Below are 18,453 nucleotides of genomic sequence, written 5' to 3' on the forward strand. Positions count from 1 at the left end.
AAACATGCTGATTTATAGAAATGATAAGTCGGATTTGATAGAAAAAGTAACGAGAAAAATTTGAATGTTTTGGGGTTTTGTGGTGATTTCTAAATTTTTTATAAAGAAGATAAAGTTTATCATAACTTTATTTAAACTGCATTTCTTCTGTGTACGATGACTAGTATTCTATAGTATGTAGATAAAAAATAGTAAGGAGTAGCAGGATAATTAAGCAGGTTTCTAAGAAGAAAATATTATTATTTCTTTCAATTATTCTTTTGGCTTTATTGGCGGTGTATGTATGTACAAATAATAAGCATGTCCAAAATATTGTTCATAATATAGAAGACATTTATAAAGTATATAAAGAGAATCAAGCATTGAAAGGGAAAATTGAACATCAAGAATCATTAAAGGGTAAAGTGCAAATGTTAAGTGAGGAGAAAGAAAATCTTACTAAACTTATCAATAAAACGAAAGAATTAAAGGAACAAGGAAAATACAATCTAATTCAAGCTACAGTAGTAAGGCGTGAAGCAGAAGATTGGTATGGAAAAATCTCTCTTGAGAGAGGGGCACAACATGGTGTAAAGGTTGGTATGGCTGTTATTACAGTGAACGGTTTTATTGGAAAGGTAGATAGTGTAGATCAATATACATCTGTTGTGAAATTAATTACGAGTGATGAACGAACGAATCGTTTAGCAATCACCCTTCAAAATAATTCATCCATTTTAGGATTTGTTACAGGGTATGATAAGAAAAAACAGGCCCTTCGAATTGATAATATCCCATCAGATAAAGTGAAAGAAATAAAAATAGGTGATAGCATTATTACCTCTGAATTGAGTCAGAAAATACCACCAGGTCTTGAAGTAGCAGAGGTACTAGAACAAGAACAAGATCAATATGGTCTTACTTATACTATTTATGCAAAACCAAAGGCGAATTTATATGATTTAGAATATGTTATTTTAATACAACCTAAATAATAGTTTTATATAGAGTCCATCAGAGGTGGATTAGAAACGAAGAGAATTAATGTAAAGTAAAGAGTGAGAGGGATAAGGAAAGGTAAAACGGTACTAAATTTAATAACATGTGGGTATATCTTTATATCGTTGTTATCTTATCTTTATCTCGGACAATTATAATGAAGAGGTAAACTGATGATAAGTGCAAAGTTATTAAGTATTACAGAGGGGCTTTTTTTGTCCATTTCTAATGTTAATGATTTATATAACTTTTTAAATAGACTAGAAAACCTATAAAATATCCTTCGAATTTATATTTATAAATATATTATTTAAGTGTGAGAATATTGATGTCATCTTCGTGAGAACAAAGTAAAGGTATATGAATCGGATTGTGAAACTAATAATATTAATATAATGATTTTCAGGTAGTATACATTACAAAAATGTAAGGATAATGTAAGAGGAATCAATATTGCTGTTTGTCGGGAAAAGATAAAATGATAGTTAGTGGCTATGAAAATAGCATGATCGTAGCACTAGCCACATGACAGGAGGCAATATGAAAGCTTTAATATTTGAAGAGAACGTTGTACAAAGAGGGGATAGTAAAAAGGTGAATGTAGTATACCACGCTGTAGAGAATCGTGGGTGTAAAGTGTGTTATTAAAACTTTCTATTTCCAGTATGAAAAAAATGATAAAGGATTACATCGTTTTACTAATAGGTCTTGTAATCTCAATTTCTATTTTTTATATGTTTCAAACGCTTGCGTTAAATAAAGAGTTTACAATGAATAACAGTATTATTGGTTCAATTGTATTTGTATTTCAAATAGGCTCTGTTTTGGTAGCGTTTATTACATTCTTTTATATTTTTTATGCAAACTCTTTTCTACTTTCACTCCGGCAGAAAGAGCTTGGTATGTACCTTGTATTAGGGGCGAAAAAGAGTAAAATTAGTCAACTTTTATTTTTTGAGACGTTCATTATGGGAATGATTTCACTAGTGCTAGGTAGTGTATTCGGAGCCATTCTTTCTAATTTCGTTAGCAAATTTCTAACGAAACAATTGGAAATTTCAGCGGAAGGTTATCAAGCATTTTATGGTCCTGCATTCAAAATAACATTTATATTCTTTAGTGTGTTATTTCTACTTACATCCGTTGTGAATGTGATTCGTATAGCACTTAAAACAGAACTAGATTTAATTCGTACAGAGGAGCAAACGGAGCGCATACGAATGAAAGGACCAGCCACAATATTGTTACTTTTATGTAGTTTGCTAGGACTAGGTGTAGGGTATTATTTCGTACTCTTCGTAGGAATAAAGGGCGCTGGAGCCATTATGCTTCCACTATTCACGATTACAATCGGGACATATCTTATATTTATTTCGTTCTTACCTATGATTGTTAACAGGTTAAAGAAAACGCGCTATTTAAATGAGAAGAAATTAAATGCATTTACATTTGCACAATTGCAGTTTCGTGTAAGTAGTTTGGCGAAAATATTAGGCACGGTAACGATGCTAATTGGACTGGGTGTGGGGGCAATGGCTGGTGGCATGTCTTTACAGAAAAACGTAATCCTTACAGCAGAAAGAATGTCAGGTTATGATATTACAATTCATGATCCAGAAGCAGAGGATTATAAAGCTATGGAAAAAATGAAAATTGTAGATAAAAAACAATATAAATATAAAGTTAATAATGAGGCTGTTTACTATTTAAAAGAAGAATTATTGGAGAACCCTCCACTGTTATTTGGAAAGAAAGAGACAACACATATTACTGAACAACTTCCATCTTCGAGCTATAGGATGTTTAAGAGGGAGGAAGTTGATCCATCTAGTTCTACGTTACCACTGAATTGGGATAAGAGTATGGATAGTGATTTTAGATCGAATATTTCTGTATATGATCGTAAACCTGTCTATATCGTCGATGAAAAACGTTATGAAGCGATCCAAGGGAATGAGCATACATTTTTTATTGCTAAAGTAGATAATATTTTAAGGTATAAAACAGAGTTAAAAGAGATGGATGATCGTCAAATCGAAAAAATAGCCGCTACTATTAATAAGCCTAAGGAAGATGTATATTTACCGACAAACTATAGTGATTATGAATCTATGCTTGCCTTTTCAAAAGGAACTTCCTTTATGGGATTCTTTTTAGGCCTTGCTTTTTTAGCTATGATGGCAAGTTGTTTAATGTTTAAGATCCTTTCTGGAGCTACGAAAGATATAGGGCGTTATGAGATGCTTCGGAAAATTGGGGTACGTAAAGAATTACTTATAAAATCTATGTATAAAGAATTAGGCATTGTATTTCTATTTCCAGCTATATTGGGTCTTATACACGTTTTGGTAGGAATGAATGTATTTACATTTGTTAAATTTTTTGTGAATCCATATGTGAATATTGGACTTCCGATTTGTATATTTTTAATTATTTACGTTGTTTACTATTTGATCACTATTCAATTATATAAGGGGATTGTCCTCCCAAAGAAAAAATAGAATATAGAATTCAAGGGTCTCAAACTTATTATAGTTTGGGACTTTTGAATATTATTAAGGAGAAATCAAGGAATCCCTCTACTATTTTTAAGGAAATACATCTATACATAGAGATTAGTGTAATTAATTACACTAATTGAATTTTTAAGTGAAATATATCGTATCTGCATCTTATATTTATATAGCTTGTTTAGTCTATAAATACCCCCAAGCTGGTATTTAAAAAAGTATACAGGGAGAAAATGAAATGAGAAAAAAATTTTACCAATTTGTGCGATGGCACTTTTATCAATAGGATATTCATCGTTAGCTAGCGCATCTACTGGAACAACGTCAAAGGGAGAGGTATCAGCACAAGCATTAGAAAAAAAGGAAGCAGAATTTCATGCTTGGCAAAAAGAGGCGTTAGAGAAGAAGAAAGCAGCAATGCAGGAGCAAAAAAAATCATTAGAACGAGCAGAAGCCGTGATTCAGGATCAACAAAAAGAAGTATTAGGGAAAAAGAAAGCAACGATTCAATCACAACAAAAGAATGATATAGAGAAAAAAGAAGTAGCGAAACAATGATGATACCAAGTGCATGTTTTGTGGCATTAGGATCTGTATTTGGATTTATTCGTCGTAAGATTAAAGTATAAAATTTGTATTAGCCTATAAAAAATGGATGAATTAAAAGTGAAACTTGTAAATTTTATTGGATTTCCTTTTATATTAATTTGGTTATTGAGCATATAGGTGAACAGTAATCATTTGGATAGGAACTATGGTTGGAATGAGTTTGAGATATTGAAAAAGCTTTGCGAGGATACGCAAAGCTTTTTGTATAGTTTATTTTCTTTCGATTCACATTGCAAATAAGGAGAAAGAGGATCCTCTATGTTTGAGTTTATAAAAGGTGAAGAGGAAAATTTATTATAACTTTTGTAATAAGCGTTCGCTGCTTTCCATATCTCCTTTACATAAAGGACATTGCGGCTCTTCTTCTAACGAAAAGTTTTTACGCATCCACCCACGGCAGTTTTCTTCTTGGCATTCCCATACAGCAATTGCTTCTGGTTCTTCTACAGGTTTATCATTTTTTCTCCAATACATGTGATCGCTCCCTTAAATTGAAAAGTTTTTCGGAAAAAACAAAAAAGGTTGTTAACGATTTTGTTAACAACCTTTTTATATTAGTTTATTATACTTTATTTTTTGAAAAAATGCGAAGTTTAGTAATTGTTAAAGTATAGCAAAATAAGGATTATAAATCACTGTTGAAAGCTTTGATAATAATTCAATTTGACACGGTGTATGCCCCGTCAACCTTCTCGATATTTTTCTAGCTCTTCTTCATGCTATTGTTTTGTTGACTTTGGAATTTCTATATCATCAATTAGGCGTCGCTGCTGTTGTGTCTTCCAGAATATGCTCGTTGTATGGAAGACTTTTTGTTTTGAAAACACTATGAAGTTTAATAAATTTATCCAGCATAAACGGGTAGTAGGGATCCCAGCTCAAAATTTGGTTGGAGCGAAGAAGTTAGGTGGAAATAAAGGTTTTGAATATACAGTTAAAGCTTATGATGAGAAGGGAGAAGAGAAAGAAGTAACAATTGATGGCGTAGATAAATTACAAAAAGGCTCGTACTGGCATGTCATTACAAGAGGGAAGTTTTTACATGATAAAGTAGAAATAGAAGTAGATAAAATTCCTGATGGTGCGAAGGCGAAGTTAGGATTATAAAGATAAAACCGATTCTCAATGTGGGAATCGGTTTTGTTATTTTATGGTAAAATATAGAAAGGGAGTGAGAGATATGCTACTCGTTGTTAGCCTTATATTAATTGGGGTTATGTGCAGTATGAGAATAGTATCCTTACATATGATAGAACGAGAAAAGATAGAAGAGAGAGATGTATATTGTCCAAAACGTAATGCGAAAATTTGAAGAGGAAATTCTGCTCCTTTTTGTTCGAAATGTAATTTAATATTTTAACTATAGGAAATCCGAAATCATTTTGTATGGTTTCGGATTTTTTATGCTGAAAATAGAAGAAATAAAGAGCGGAAAAAAGTTTGAACAAGGGATTGAGTATATGAATATTATTGAAGGATATCCCATTATTATGAAGTATTTCGTAGAGATGGATCGAGAAGTTTTGAGGGTTTTATTACCTGATGAAAGAGGGATTCTTCCTACGAGGCCAGAGTGTGATGAATGTTATAAGACTCAATTGGATGGTATTGAGGAGAGTTGATAAAAAAAGAGCTTGAAACTATTCAAGCTCTTTTTTATGACTATTTATGTCCTAAAATATGCTCAATCTCATGCAAACTTAATTTACTTGCCTTAGCAATCGTTTCAAGTGGTATACCAAGATCATACATATTTTTAATCATTTGAATTTTTCCCTGTTGGACTCCTTCTTTTCGACCTTTTTCAATGCCCTGTTGAATGCCTTTTTCAATGCCTTTTTCAATGCCTTTTTCAAGCCCTTTTTTTATCCCTTGTTCCATCCCTCTTTTTATTCCTTCTGTCTCTGCGTGGGCGAATTTTGCTGCTTCATCCATTAAAACTTTCTCCCTTGCGTCATAGGCTTGTCGGAAAGAAGAATCTTGACTCATACGTTCCCATTTATTTATCGCTTTTTGTAAAATAGGGTCTTGGTTCATAGCAATATCCTCCAATAGTTTAGTTAAGTGCTCATCCTCATTTGCTGAAAGCAATAAAAGCCAACGAACAAATGGATCTTTCCACGGATTTACTTTTTCTTCATACCATTGTTCAGTTAACTTTGGAATTTCTATAGTGTGGATTTCTATGTCGTCACTTAGGAGTTTTTTTGTTGTGTATTCCATAATATGCTCGTTGTATGGAAGGCTGGGTGTTCCGAAAACATTACGAAGTTTAGTAAGTTTATGGTGATGGTTTTGTGAAGTGCACTGTAGGGCATCCCTTTTTGTAGTTGAGATGTGTATAGTCTTCCCCAATAATATAAACTGCGTTTAACCATATCGTGATTATTATTGAGTTGTATTTCTACATTGACTTTTGTTCCTGTGTTTAATGTCGCTGAAATGTCTAAAATAGATAACTTATCCTCTTCATATTCCCTGTGTAAATGTGGATCTTCTAGTTGTAGAGAAGCAATGGGCGACTCTAAAGAATCTTGTAACATAGCGTTTAAAAATGCAATTAGAATATCTTCACTACCATTCGTACCAAACAATTGTTTAAATGCAAAATCAATGCGTAAATTAACTAACTGTTGGTTGAACAAAGTTTGTCCTCTCCCTTATATGAAGGTGCTTCTTTCCTTCATTGTACATAAAAAGAACTAGAGTATGCAAACTAGTCATTCTACTATTTTTTAGTAATATTATTAGAAAATGAAAGGTAAGTATGTTTATGGTATACTCTAGTGAAATTGTAAATAAGGATGCTAATACGAACTGGGAAAATTGGGTGGAGTTTGGTTGTGACTGAAAAAGATAGGAGAAAGAATAATAAATGAAAAGAAGAAGAAAATCTGGAGAAAAAGTACAAATGAGTCATTTTACACTTCCTTTATGCTACGGAAGTGAAGCACCATATTATTATTACGAGGTAGCGCCCCATGAAAGAGAGGGACGCTTCCATTTAACATCAGAACTTTGCGTAATGGACGATGAACATTACTTTATTAGAGGTTGTTTAGAGATTCCTATCATTGATTACCACGAAAATTTCATATGGACTGTGTGGGTATCGCTTAGTAAAGAAAGTTATGATGAAGTATTAGAAAAGTGGGATGAGAGAGGCCGAGAAAATAGTGATCCTTATTTTGGGTGGTTATCTGTAGAAATACCAGTTTATCCAGAAACATTAAATTTAAAAACAAATGTACATATAAGAGAAGTTGGAATGGCACCGTATGTTGAATTAGAGCCAACCGACCATCCTTTAGCGATCGAACAAAGAAATGGAATTACTTTAGACAGAGTTAAAGAAATAGAGGAAATTATTCAACGACATAACTAGATTAGAAGAGAAAAAACGAGTGCTAGCACTCGTTTTTTTCTTTACACAACCGCAGGATTATAAATCATCGTAAAGTGTCCTGGTAATAATTCAATGTGACAAGGTGTATGAAGCGAACTTTCTCCATCTGTATCTACTTCTTTTTCTTCCTCTGTTTCGATATGAATGGATTTCGCTTTTACGTGGAAGATGTCATTTTCATTTGAGTCTTCAAATAATTTCTTTCCGATGTAATCTTTAAATGCTTGAATCCCTGTTGATTTGACTACGAAAATATCAAGTGTTCCGTCATCACATTTTACGTTCGGAATAAAGGATGGAATACCACCAAGATATTCACCATTTCCAACCATGACAAGGACAGCTTCGTCTTCATATACTTGTCCGTCATAAGTAATTTTTACCGGGAATGTTTCAGCATTTTTTACAGTTCGAATTGTACTTAAATAGTAACCGATTTTACCAAGCTTTGCTTTTTCTTCTGCATCGATATTGTTTGATACTTCAGATACGAGACCAATCCCCCAGAAGTTTAAGAAATGTTGTCCATTTGCTTTTGCAACGTCAACTGGTTTTATATGTTCTTTTGTAATAAGTTTTGCCGCTTCTGCAATGTTTTGCGGAACACCAAGTGTGCGAGAGAAGTCATTGCAAGTTCCACCTGGAATAATTGCAAGTGTAGGTCTAGTTTCGAGAGGTGCTAAGCCATTTGTGCATTCAAATACTGTTCCATCACCACCAAAGACGATAATTAAATCTACTTTACTAGCAAACTCTTGGCAATATTTTGTTGCATCACCTTGTTTTTTCGTATGAAGGATATGTAGATCAGGAAAAGCTGCGGCAAGAGGTGGTACGATTTTTGTTAAATTTGTATGTAAGTCACCTTGACCAGCTTTCGGATTTACGATGAGGAGTACTTTTTCAAATTTTGTCTTTGTCATTTTTATTCTCTCCCTTTGTCTTTTACGAATCGTGATAGAAAATAAACTTCCATCAGTAACTGATGGAAGTTTATCCCGCATTAACGGGCATTAAGCCCCCCCACCTCAAAATTCAGCGGAAGCAAAGAAGTTAGGTGGGATCAACTGCCCGTAAAAGCCCGATTGATTCAACTAATAATCAGTGGGGGATGAACAAAACCCGCACTGATTAAAGTTTCACTTTATCCTATTATATTATTCCGTTACAACTGAAGCAATAAATGGTAAGTTACGATATTTTTCCGCACAGTCGATACCGTATCCAACGATGAATTCGTCTGGAATTTGGAAGCCAACATATTCAGCTGTTAAGTCTACTTTACGGCGTTCTGGCTTATCAAGTAATGTACAGAACTTGAGTGCCTTTGGTTTATGCATAAAGAAGTGGTCTTTTAGGAAATGAAGTGTTAAACCAGAATCGATAATATCTTCTACAACAATTACGTTTTTTCCAGTAATGTTTACGTCAATATCTTTTAGTAGTTTCACTTTTCCTGTTGTTTCTGTTTGATTTCCGTAGCTAGATGCAGAAATAAAGTCAATTGTTACATCATTTTTGATGTGACGAATTAAATCAGCAGCAAATACGAATGAACCTTTTAATACTGCGATAACTACGACTTCTTCTCCTTCAAAGTCACGTTCGATTTGAAGTGCTAATTCTTTCACTTTTGCTTGTAATTGTTCTTCAGAAATTAAAGTGTCTTTTATTTCAATATTCATTGTAATCCTCCTACAGTGTAAAACTTGCGAACATTTCGACTGTAAAGGATAGAATAGAAAAAGTCAAAGGAGATAGTAATTTTTTACAAAGATAAAGACAAAATCATCTGATGATATGATATACTAAGTACATTAAGAAAACGCTTCCAAAAAGGGTGAATATGATGAAGAAGAAACAGTACACAAGTGTAACATTTATAAAAGCATTACTTTTAACAATTGTTCTTGGCCTGTTGGCTTACGTAATTGATGTACCTGCGATTCGTATTTCATTAATTGGAATGACTTTAGTGTTAGGAGCAATTTCGCACGGTATGATGTCGCAGCTAAAAGAAGCTGGACTTGATGATATGAGAAATCATATAGATAAAAAGTAAGAAACCTTCATTATATAGAGTGAAGGTTTTTTGTTTCTTACAAAAATGTAAGGTAGTTGTAAGGCAAATCGATAGTTGCATAATAGCATTTTGGATAAACTATGGGTGTAAGGTAAAAGGCAAGCATATTTTAGGTAAATTAAGTTTTAGGCACTCTATATGTGAAAAAGGAGTAGGAGGGCATGGAGAAACGTTGGACGACCTTTTCTTTTTTAGCGACTAGTAATACCGTAATGCTAGATGGAAAAATGGATTTTTTGCACTTGTTTGATCGTGAAGATGATCATTCTTCTTCTAAATTTACAATGAAATGGAATAAATGGAGCGAAAGTTGTAGGTTTGAAGAAGAGGCCCCTAACGAAGAGCAAAAGATTATTTTGACAAACCCTATTAAAGCGTGGGTTGTTCAACGTCGTAAGTGTAACGTCAAAAATCACTTCAAGAAAACTGAGCCGAGACAATTAGTTATCGCTCCGGCCCGTTCTACTTCCAAATCGCGCGAAAGTAACATGTAAATATTGAGACACACACCCGAAAAAAACATCGTATATATTGCGATGTTTTTTTCTTTTTCTACAATGAAATCTTTAAATGAATTATATTTCATCTGCATCTTATATTTATATCTCTTGCTTATTCTAGTAATACATCCGATGCGAGTTGATGTGAATAAAATATAAGGAGAGAATGAAGATGAAAAAGAGACTATTACCAATTTGTGCAATGGCACTTTTAACAGTAGGATATTCTTCAGTAGCGAGTGCTTCAACAGGAACATTGACAAAGGAAGAAGCAGCGCAAATGCAGCAAGATAAAGCTAAAAAAGAAGAAGCAATTAAGGAACAGCAAAAAAGTGAAATAGAGAAAAAGGAAGCGGCACAAGTACAAGAAAAAAATGATATGGCTAAAGAAGAGGAAGCAATAAAAGCTGAGAAAAAAAGTGAAGAAGAGAAAAAGAGAATAGCGCAAGAAAAGTTAAAAAACGATATGGCCAAAAAAGAAGCAGCTATAGAAGCTGGGCAAAAGAATGAAGTAGCTAAAAAAGAAGTAGCCAAGCCAGTTGTACAAGGTGAAAAATTGCCAAACACGGCATCGAATAACGTGGTAATGATGGGATTAAGTGCAGCCCTTGTAGCACTAGGTACATTATTTGGTTTGAATCGTCGCAGTAAGTTTAAAGCGTAAATAAAATATTGTCCTATAAAGAATGGGATAATTTCATATATTAAAAATGGTAGGTTACTCCTACCATTTTTGGCATGGAGGGATGAAACATGAAGTTACTCAATTATATCGGTATCATATTGATGGCTATAGGGCTATTCATGGGATCCTATTACGCTGTGGAATGGTATAAAGGAAAGAGCTCTGCCGGGCAATTAACAGCAGAAGAAATAAAGAGCCTTAAAAATATACAAGATACTCAACTTTCTCATGAAACACCTGTAACCACTCAAGTGCCTTCTTCTCAAACAGAACATAAAGAAGGAGAAAAGGTAGCGATGTTAAACATACCGAAAATAAAGAAGAAGTTTTCTATATATTGGGGAGCGGATGATACGACTCTGAAAAAAGGAGTTGGTATGTTTGTTAGTGATTTAACGACAACTCCATCTGGAGGGGGACATACTGTACTGAGTGGACATCGAGATACTGTATTTACAGATTTAGGAGAGTTGAAAGAAAAGGATACCCTTGTTTTAGAGTATGATAATAAAACGTACACATATGAAATTCAAAAGACATGGATTACTCATGCGGATGATCGTACTGTTATTATAAAAAAAGAAGAACCGATATTAACACTGACAACTTGTTATCCATTTGATTATATAGGGGATGCACCAGATAGATATATTATCGAGGCGAAGTTAACTGGCAGTTATTCAAAATGAAATTATAGTTTCTGAAAGCAGGAGGGGGATATATAAGTTATGTCAAAAAACATTTTAATTGTTGAAGATGAAGATATATTACGTGAAATATTAAAAGATTATTTTTTAAGTGAACAATATGTAGTGTTTGAAGCGAGGGACGGGAAAGAGGCTTTAGTTGTATTTGAAGAAGAAGAAGTTGATTTAGTTATTTTAGATATTATGTTGCCAGAACTCGATGGATGGTCTGTTTGCCGAAGAATTAGGAAGACGTCCGAGGTGCCTATTATTATGCTGACGGCGCGCGTAGATGAAGATGATACGTTACTTGGTTTTGAACTTGGGGCAGATGACTATGTGACGAAGCCGTATAGTCCACCCATTCTATTAGCAAGAGCGAAACGATTATTAGAAAGTAGAAAGGCATCGAAGAAACCTTTAGAGAATGAAGATGATACGTTATCGATTCATGGCATCCAAGTTCATTTTCCGTCACGTACTGTTACTGTTGATGAGGCAGATGTTAGTTTAACGCATACGGAGTTTGAAATATTAGTGTATTTCATGAAAAACCAAGGAATTGTACTAACAAGGGAACAATTAATTTCAAGAATTTGGGGATATGAATTTGCTGGTGATGATCGAACGGTTAATAGTCATATTCGTAATTTAAGAAATAAATTAGGAGAGAAGGCAAAGTACATTACAACTGTAGTACGAACAGGTTATAAATTTGAGGGAAATGTATGAAGAAAGGAATTGTACTAAAATTATTTACTCTTACAACAGCATTATGTATGTTGATTTTAGCGACGATATTTATTGGACAAACGATATTTTTTAAACAATATTATGCGAATCGAAAAGTGGAAGATATTAAAGTGAATTTAAATTCCTTTGAGAAGAATTATCTAAACTACACAGGAAATGCAGAAGGAATTCAGAAACTTGAGCAAGACTTTTTTAGGGAAAATAATACGTGGATTACGACACTAGATCAGAATGGGAATTTAAAACATGTGGATGATTTTTATTTTGAGGTAACGATAGATCGTAGGCAACAAAAGAGCTTTGGACAACAACTATTCAAGATACCCTTATACAATCTCGTCAATATAGAGGAGATTGATAATAAATCATTAGAGCAGTTTTTAGGACAAGAGATTTATTTTTCTGGAGTGAGAAAAGAAGATAGTTTTATTCCATTCTCTTTTTCTTTATCTAAGCAGAATTTAAGTGGATCTAATAAACCGTTAGAAAAAGCATTTCAGGAGAAAATAAAATTAGATGAGGAGAAAAAGAGAGCGGCTGGGGAGCAACTTGCTAAGGAAAAGAAACCAGCCGTACAGGAAGAAGCTGCTCAGGAATTAGGCGTTTACATAGGAGGACGTGTTACAAAAGTACAGTTACCAGATGTAAACGGTCCTGTGAATCCAATTTATAAAAATAGCATATTTTTAGATAATATTAAGGGTTTTCAAACCGATTTATTATTAAAAGAAAGCAATAAAATACGATATACAACACAAACAATAGATTATGAAAAGAATGATATAAAATATAAATTATTAATTAAGCCAATAAAAGAAAAAGACGGATCAGTAGCATATATATATGCAATGGCTTCTTTACAGCCTGTAGATGAAGCTGTACAAATGGTGCAAGATTATTACATATACATCATTGCATTTGTAGTCGTTCTTATTTTTTTAGCTTCGTTTTATTATTCAAAGCAAATTGCCAAACCGTTATTAAAAATAAATGATACGACGAAGAAAATAGCGCATTTAGATTTTACAGAAAAAATACCGATTACTTCAAAAGATGAAATTGGTGATTTATCGAAAAATATTAATATACTTTCTAACAAATTAAATTCTCATATCGGACAGCTTGAACAAGATATTGAAAAGGAAAGAAAGTTAGAAAATACACGGAAAGAATTCATTTCTGGTGTTTCGCATGAATTGAAAACACCGCTGAGTATTATGAAAAGTTGTATTTCCATTTTAAAAGACGGGGTAGCTGAGCATAAAAAAGAGTATTATTTTCAGGCGATGGAGAGAGAAGTAGACAAAATGGATACTTTAATTTTGGATATGCTTGAGTTAGCTAAATTTGAATCTGGTACATATAAAATGAAAAAGTCTTCGTTTTATATTGATACAGTAATTGAAGATATATGTGAACATCTATCTGTGGAAATAGAGAAAAAAGAACTTCATGTTCATAAAAATATACGTTCATTTGAAGTGATTGCAAATCAAGGCCGAATTGAACAAGTCATTGTGAACTTCATTACGAATGCAATACGTTATACACCAAATAAAGAGGATATTATTATTTCGACAATAGATGATAAAGATCGTATAAAAGTGTGCATTGAAAATAAAGGTACTCACATTGAAGAAGAACAATTAGATAAAATTTGGGATCGCTTTTATCGCGTGGATGCAGCTCGGCAGCGTTCACAAGGTGGGACGGGACTTGGGCTTGCTATTTCTAAAAATATTTTAGAATTACACGATGCTGAATATGGAGTAAAGAATACAGGAGACGGTGTATTATTTTACTTTTACTTACCGAAAAAAGCGTAGATAATGCATGCTACGCTTTTTTTAATTTATTTTCATACTATCTTTACCTAATCTTTATTTTTAAACGATATAATCTGGTTAGAAAACGAGGTTATGTAAGGAGTCGATGAACCGTGCATAGCAATTGGCTAAGTATAATGGTATTTATTTTCTTTTGTGCATTTATTGTATTTTTAATTGATATTACGATATGAAAAAAGAGCGCTCATTAAGCGCCCTTTTTTTGTGTATTCATTTGATAAGCACTGATGCTTTTGAATAAACGTGGTGAAGTGATAAATAAAAATATAAGTAAAACGGTACATAGAATATAGGAACCAATCATTGTACTACCGTTAAATATTAAAGAATATAGAACTGCTGATTGTCCTTTTGGTGCATATTGTCCCCAGAAAATGATACCAGCGATAAAGTGACAGAAGTAACGAGCTAGACTACCGATAAAAGTAGCGACGATAATATATCCAATTACTTTCTTCCCTTGGTTTGGTTTTGATGAAGGTTTGTCTTTACGGCTACCTAAGTTTGATTGTTCTTCGTTATTTTCATTGGATGTTAAAAGCGCCTTTTGAATTGGACGATAGAATAAACCAGCAAACCCAATGAATGCGAAAGCAATGAAGTATTCAATTAATACTTGAATTGGTGTTACGATAATGGCATCGCCTACGACAATTTGTAATAATCCCCAAATTAAGCCTCCTAAGAAAGCCATTTTGAAACCCCAGCGATAAGCGATAATAAAAATAGGAATCATTGCAAAAGATATAGAACCGCCTGTAGCTGATATTTTTATTGAAAGTGGTAAAATGTCGATGACCATGGCGAAGGCTGCAAGAATAGCAGATTCAATCATCGCTTGTAAATTGGTGTTACGCATGTTGTCTCCCCCTAAATCCAAGTTGTACAAAAAAGAATAGATATCATAGGAGGATACGAAATACGTAAATGAAAAGAGGTATGTATTTCGGACGTTTGCACAATCCCTGCGTTAGCATTAACTAACAGGTTCGAAGGGTCGGAACGAAGTGTTCCCTCTCAGCGGCATGGCTCCCCCAGTGATAACGAGATTCTTTATTTGTTATTGTTTATTGTAAGCGAAATGGATGAGAATGGCAAACGAATCTGTTATGACAATTATTGAAATAGAATTGTAGCGAAATGTTAATAAATATGAAGCAAAAGGGTATAGTACAAGAGAAATAGAGTGTGCTATAATTCTTCTGAAAATAATTATCATTCTCTTCGGAGGGGGAAGGTTATGAGCTTAGTAGATATTAAAATCGGTGAGAAAGTGCTAGTGAAAAGTGTTCAGTCTTTAGATTATTTACTAAAGAGAAGATTGGCTGCTTTCGGTCTTTCTGAAGGAAGCGAACTTCGTATGAAGCAAAAGGCGATGTTCAAAGGTCCTTGTACATTGGAGTGTCGTGGACAGTTAATTAGTATTCGTCATTGTGACGCGAAAATGATAAAGGTGGAATTAGCGTGAATAAGGTTGCTTTGCTAGGGAATCCAAATACAGGAAAGACATCATTATTTAATGCACTTACTGGTTCTTATGAATACGTAGGAAACTGGAGCGGTGTAACAGTAGAAAAAAAGGTTGGTAAATTAAAAGATAGACAAGGAACATTAATTGATTTACCAGGTGTTTATGATTTAAATCCAGTTTCACGTGATGAAGGTGTTGTAACAAACTTTCTATTAACAGAAGAATTTCAGCATATGTTAAATATTGTGGATTCTTCGCAGTTTGAACGAAATATGCATTTAACGTTGCAGTTGCTCGAATTTGGCAAGCCAGTTTCAATTGGTCTAAATATGGTTGATGTGGCGAAGCAAAGAGGAATTGTGATCGATGTAAAACGTTTATCCGAATTATTAGGCGTAACAGTCGTTGCTGTCGTTGCAAGAAGTGGAAAAGGTTGTGAAGAACTACTTGCGACCCTTAAAGAAAATGACAAAAACGAGAAAAAACCATTCATTATTTCATATGGTGTACAAATGGATGAAGGAATTGAAGAGGTAATTTCTCTTTTAGAGAAAGCGAATTACGAGCATCCGAGATGGTTAGCACTTCAATTTTTAAGCAATAACGAAGTAGTAGAAAAAGAAATAAAAGCATTACCAATTTATAAGGAACTTGTAGCCATTCGATCTCGCCTAGAGGGAAAACTTGATTGTACGTTGGAAGAGCACATTTACAAAACTCGTGAAGCGTATATTGAAAAGTTAAAAACAAATGTTATGAAGCATGAGAAAGAAGGGAAAATTCCTTTTTCGGAAAAAATTGATAGACTAATTACGCATAAAATTTTAGGACTTCCAATCTTTTTAGCAGTTATGTTTTTTATTTTTCAGGTTACGTTTACGTGGATTGGGACACCTTTATCGGATATGTTAGATGAGTTTTTTGGTGGCCAGCTTACGGATTGGGTGACGGTTGGACTTACAAGTATTGGAGCTTCTCATTTTATTCAAGCGCTCGTTACAGAAGGTATTATTGCCGGTGTTGGTGCTGTATTAGTATTCGTACCACAAATCTTTGCACTATTCTTTTTTATTTCATTATTAGAAGACTCAGGATATATGGCGCGAATTGCAGTTGTTATGGATCGAATTATGGAGTTCTTCGGTTTAAACGGAAAAGCGTTTATTCCGATGATTATCGGTTTTGGATGTAACGTTCCAGGTATTATGGCAGCGAGAACGATTGAACAAGAAAAAGAACGTTTACTTACAGTTCTTGTAACACCATTTATGTCTTGTTCGGCACGTTTGCCTGTATACGCATTATTTGCGGGCGTATTCTTCCCTCATAGTCAGGCAACTGTTGTATTTTCTTTATATGTTGCAGGTATTGTTCTTGCATTACTAGTTACAAAAATTATGTCTCTTACAATTTTAAAAGCGGAAAAGTCTATTTTCGTAATTGAACTACCTCCTTACCGCGTGCCACAAGCGAAAACGTTATGGCTAAGCACGTGGGAGAAAGGGAAAGGATTTGTTCGTAAAGCAGGTACATTCATCTTTGGTGGTTCTGTTGTCATTTGGTTATTAAACTATGCAGGTCCATCAGGATTTGGTGTTGATATGGGAGACAGTTACTTAGCGATGATTGGTGGGTTTATCGCACCGTTATTTGCACCGCTCGGCTTCGGAACGTGGCAAGCTGCAGCATCCCTTTTAACAGGATTTTTAGCAAAAGAAGTTGTCGTTTCTACAATGGCAATTATTTATGCAGTTAAAGAAGATGTGCTTGGAAACGTAATGGGAGCACATTATACAGCATTATCAGCTTATGCATTTATGTTCTTTATTTTATTATATGTTCCATGTTTAGCGACGGTCGCTGTTATTAAACGTGAAACAGGATCAGCGAAATGGACGATTTTCTCAGTCGTTTATCCACTCGTTGTTGCTTATGTATTAACGCTTATTATATACCAAGTTGGATCTTTACTAGGATTCTAAAAGGAGATGTATAATGATGGTCAATATTATAATTGGAGCTATCATTTTTGGTTATGCAGCATACACTTTAGTTAATTTTGTAAAGAGAAGTAAAAAAGGAAAATGCGCAGCATGTTCTTTAAATAAGTCATGTCAGTCGAAAACTTGTAATCCGGATATGGAACAAATTGCTCATAATAAATAGAAAAAAGCTTTGCGAATTGCAAAGCTTTTTTGTTTTACTTTTTAATTTTTACAAGTTGAGAAGCTTCGACGCCTTTGTAACCAGGGAACTCTTTACTTGGGTCTTTATCAAATTTTAATACACCTACAGATTTTTCATCACCTTTTACACTGTTGTAAGTTGCGTCATCGACAATCGCATACATATCTGTATATGCACGGCCACTTCCGATAATTGTGTTGCCTTCATATTTTAATTTTGCCCCATCAAGTGTAGCATTTTCTACTTTTTCTTTTGCAAATAATAAACCTTGTTCTGTTGTTACAGCTGGTAATTTATCAAGTGGTTTCGTGTCGTCTTTTTCATCAACTTTGCTAAGTAACTCTTTTTTCACTAGTTCTTCACCAGTTTTCTTATCCATTACAAGAACTTTTTTACCATCTAATGTTGTCATTTTCATTTTATAGAAGTCTTTTTCTTTCACTTCTTTTTTGTTTTTATCTGTAATTTGCTGAACTTGTTCTTCTGAGCCGTACAGTACAAAACCGTTCGCTTTCTCTCCTAATAAAGAACAACCTGATAATGCACCAAATGAAATTGCTGCTGCTAATCCGATTCCTACTAATTTTTTCATGATGATTTCTCCTTTTATATGTTTTATAGTAAATACAATTTTTGTATTATTGCTTACATGTGAAGAAGCTTGTTTGTTGCTTCTGGTATTAGTGTATAAGAAATATCAGAATGCAACTATCGAGTTAGCTTACAGTAACATTACAC

18 protein-coding genes, 3 pseudogenes and 1 riboswitch are annotated in these 18,453 nt (G+C 33.8%); of the genes and pseudogenes, 15 read left to right on the forward strand and 6 right to left on the reverse strand.

Annotation, left to right across the window (positions count from 1 at the left end):
- Positions 1–206 precede the first annotated feature (206 nt).
- The 3 genes and pseudogenes from mreC to N2V92_RS10770 all read left to right on the forward strand — a co-directional run bounded on the left by mreC (position 207) and on the right by N2V92_RS10770 (position 4,117).
- Positions 207–974, forward strand: a complete 768-nt coding sequence (mreC, locus tag N2V92_RS10760) for a rod shape-determining protein MreC (RefSeq protein ID WP_033668709.1) — start codon at positions 207–209, stop codon at positions 972–974.
- 642 nt (positions 975–1,616) lie between these two features.
- Complete coding sequence (locus N2V92_RS10765; protein WP_042595993.1) at positions 1,617–3,479, forward strand: FtsX-like permease family protein; 1,863 nt, start codon at positions 1,617–1,619, stop codon at positions 3,477–3,479.
- Positions 3,480–3,755: 276 nt separating this feature from the next.
- Positions 3,756–4,117 (forward strand): annotated as a pseudogene (locus N2V92_RS10770) (cell surface protein).
- 274 nt (positions 4,118–4,391) lie between these two features.
- On the opposite strand, the gene N2V92_RS10775 reads toward N2V92_RS10770, so the two are convergent.
- Positions 4,392–4,571, reverse strand: a complete 180-nt coding sequence (locus tag N2V92_RS10775; RefSeq protein ID WP_000289928.1) for a cold-inducible protein YdjO-related protein — start codon at positions 4,569–4,571, stop codon at positions 4,392–4,394.
- 423 nt (positions 4,572–4,994) lie between these two features.
- On the opposite strand from N2V92_RS10775, the pseudogene N2V92_RS10785 reads away from it, so the two are divergent.
- Both N2V92_RS10785 and N2V92_RS10790 read left to right on the forward strand, forming a co-directional pair.
- Positions 4,995–5,204: pseudogene (locus N2V92_RS10785) on the forward strand (DUF1093 domain-containing protein); the annotation flags it as partial.
- A 296-nt stretch (positions 5,205–5,500) separates the two neighbouring features.
- Positions 5,501–5,719, forward strand: a complete 219-nt coding sequence (locus tag N2V92_RS10790; protein WP_002081958.1) for a hypothetical protein — start codon at positions 5,501–5,503, stop codon at positions 5,717–5,719.
- 40 nt (positions 5,720–5,759) lie between these two features.
- Here the strand turns inward: N2V92_RS10790 and N2V92_RS10795 are convergent.
- Positions 5,760–6,742: pseudogene (locus N2V92_RS10795) on the reverse strand (Rpn family recombination-promoting nuclease/putative transposase).
- Positions 6,743–6,972: 230 nt separating this feature from the next.
- Here N2V92_RS10795 and N2V92_RS10800 point away from each other — a divergent pair.
- On the forward strand, positions 6,973–7,482 hold the full coding sequence (locus N2V92_RS10800) for a DUF2199 domain-containing protein (protein WP_000830226.1): 510 nt from the start codon (positions 6,973–6,975) through the stop codon (positions 7,480–7,482).
- 41 nt (positions 7,483–7,523) lie between these two features.
- On the opposite strand, the gene N2V92_RS10805 is transcribed toward N2V92_RS10800, so the two are convergent.
- Positions 7,524–8,426, reverse strand: a complete 903-nt coding sequence (locus N2V92_RS10805; protein ID WP_000167900.1) for a diacylglycerol/lipid kinase family protein — start codon at positions 8,424–8,426, stop codon at positions 7,524–7,526.
- A gap of 234 nt (positions 8,427–8,660) precedes the next feature.
- Positions 8,661–9,188 (reverse strand): hypoxanthine phosphoribosyltransferase, encoded by a 528-nt coding sequence (hpt, locus tag N2V92_RS10810; protein ID WP_042595990.1) that lies wholly within the window; start codon positions 9,186–9,188, stop codon positions 8,661–8,663.
- Between the two features lie 161 nt (positions 9,189–9,349).
- Here hpt and N2V92_RS10815 point away from each other — a divergent pair, with 161 nt between their 5' ends.
- The 6 genes from N2V92_RS10815 (at position 9,350) to N2V92_RS10840 (ending at position 14,036) form a co-directional block, all read left to right on the forward strand.
- Entirely contained in the window at positions 9,350–9,565 is a 216-nt protein-coding gene (locus N2V92_RS10815; protein ID WP_002081963.1) for a hypothetical protein, read from the forward strand.
- Positions 9,566–9,747: 182 nt separating this feature from the next.
- Positions 9,748–10,080, forward strand: coding sequence for a hypothetical protein (locus N2V92_RS10820; protein WP_000415613.1), 333 nt, complete (start codon positions 9,748–9,750; stop codon positions 10,078–10,080).
- Between the two features lie 178 nt (positions 10,081–10,258).
- The gene (locus tag N2V92_RS10825; protein ID WP_016077175.1) at positions 10,259–10,750 is read left to right on the forward strand and encodes an LPXTG cell wall anchor domain-containing protein; all 492 of its coding nucleotides are present in this window, start codon (positions 10,259–10,261) and stop codon (positions 10,748–10,750) included.
- Between the two features lie 89 nt (positions 10,751–10,839).
- Entirely contained in the window at positions 10,840–11,460 is a 621-nt protein-coding gene (locus N2V92_RS10830; RefSeq protein WP_000771574.1) for a class D sortase, read from the forward strand.
- Positions 11,461–11,499: 39 nt separating this feature from the next.
- Positions 11,500–12,189 carry a response regulator transcription factor gene (locus N2V92_RS10835; RefSeq protein ID WP_000041850.1) on the forward strand — a complete coding sequence of 230 codons (690 nt, stop codon included), beginning with the start codon at positions 11,500–11,502 and terminating at the stop codon, positions 12,187–12,189.
- Positions 12,186–14,036, forward strand: a complete 1,851-nt coding sequence (locus N2V92_RS10840) for a sensor histidine kinase (protein WP_000715418.1) — start codon at positions 12,186–12,188, stop codon at positions 14,034–14,036. The genes N2V92_RS10835 and N2V92_RS10840 overlap by 4 nt, the downstream gene beginning before the upstream one ends.
- Positions 14,037–14,244: 208 nt before the next feature.
- Here N2V92_RS10840 and thiT read toward each other — a convergent pair whose 3' ends face one another.
- A complete protein-coding gene (gene thiT, locus N2V92_RS10845) occupies positions 14,245–14,916 on the reverse strand; it encodes an energy-coupled thiamine transporter ThiT (protein ID WP_001246589.1) in 672 nt (223 codons plus the stop codon).
- 85 nt (positions 14,917–15,001) lie between these two features.
- Positions 15,002–15,103: riboswitch (TPP riboswitch) on the reverse strand.
- Positions 15,104–15,297: 194 nt separating this feature from the next.
- Here thiT and N2V92_RS10850 point away from each other — a divergent pair.
- The 3 genes from N2V92_RS10850 to N2V92_RS10860 are packed head-to-tail and all read left to right on the forward strand — an operon-like array spanning position 15,298 to position 17,694.
- Complete coding sequence (locus tag N2V92_RS10850; RefSeq protein ID WP_000060521.1) at positions 15,298–15,525, forward strand: FeoA family protein; 228 nt, start codon at positions 15,298–15,300, stop codon at positions 15,523–15,525.
- On the forward strand, positions 15,522–17,510 hold the full coding sequence (gene feoB, locus N2V92_RS10855) for a ferrous iron transport protein B (RefSeq protein WP_016077176.1): 1,989 nt from the start codon (positions 15,522–15,524) through the stop codon (positions 17,508–17,510). Before N2V92_RS10850 ends, feoB begins: the two co-directional genes overlap by 4 nt.
- A 13-nt stretch (positions 17,511–17,523) precedes the next feature.
- Entirely contained in the window at positions 17,524–17,694 is a 171-nt protein-coding gene (locus tag N2V92_RS10860) for a FeoB-associated Cys-rich membrane protein (protein ID WP_000989591.1), read from the forward strand.
- A gap of 34 nt (positions 17,695–17,728) precedes the next feature.
- Here the strand turns inward: N2V92_RS10860 and N2V92_RS10865 are convergent, their stop codons facing one another.
- Entirely contained in the window at positions 17,729–18,307 is a 579-nt protein-coding gene (locus N2V92_RS10865; RefSeq protein ID WP_042595987.1) for a lipoprotein BA_5634 family protein, read from the reverse strand.
- Between the last annotated feature and the right edge of the window lie 146 nt (positions 18,308–18,453).

It is taken from the genome of Bacillus sp. CH_48 (genome assembly GCF_038008465.1).
In the GTDB taxonomy this organism is placed as follows: Bacteria; Bacillota; Bacilli; order Bacillales; family Bacillaceae_G; genus Bacillus_A; species Bacillus_A thuringiensis_S.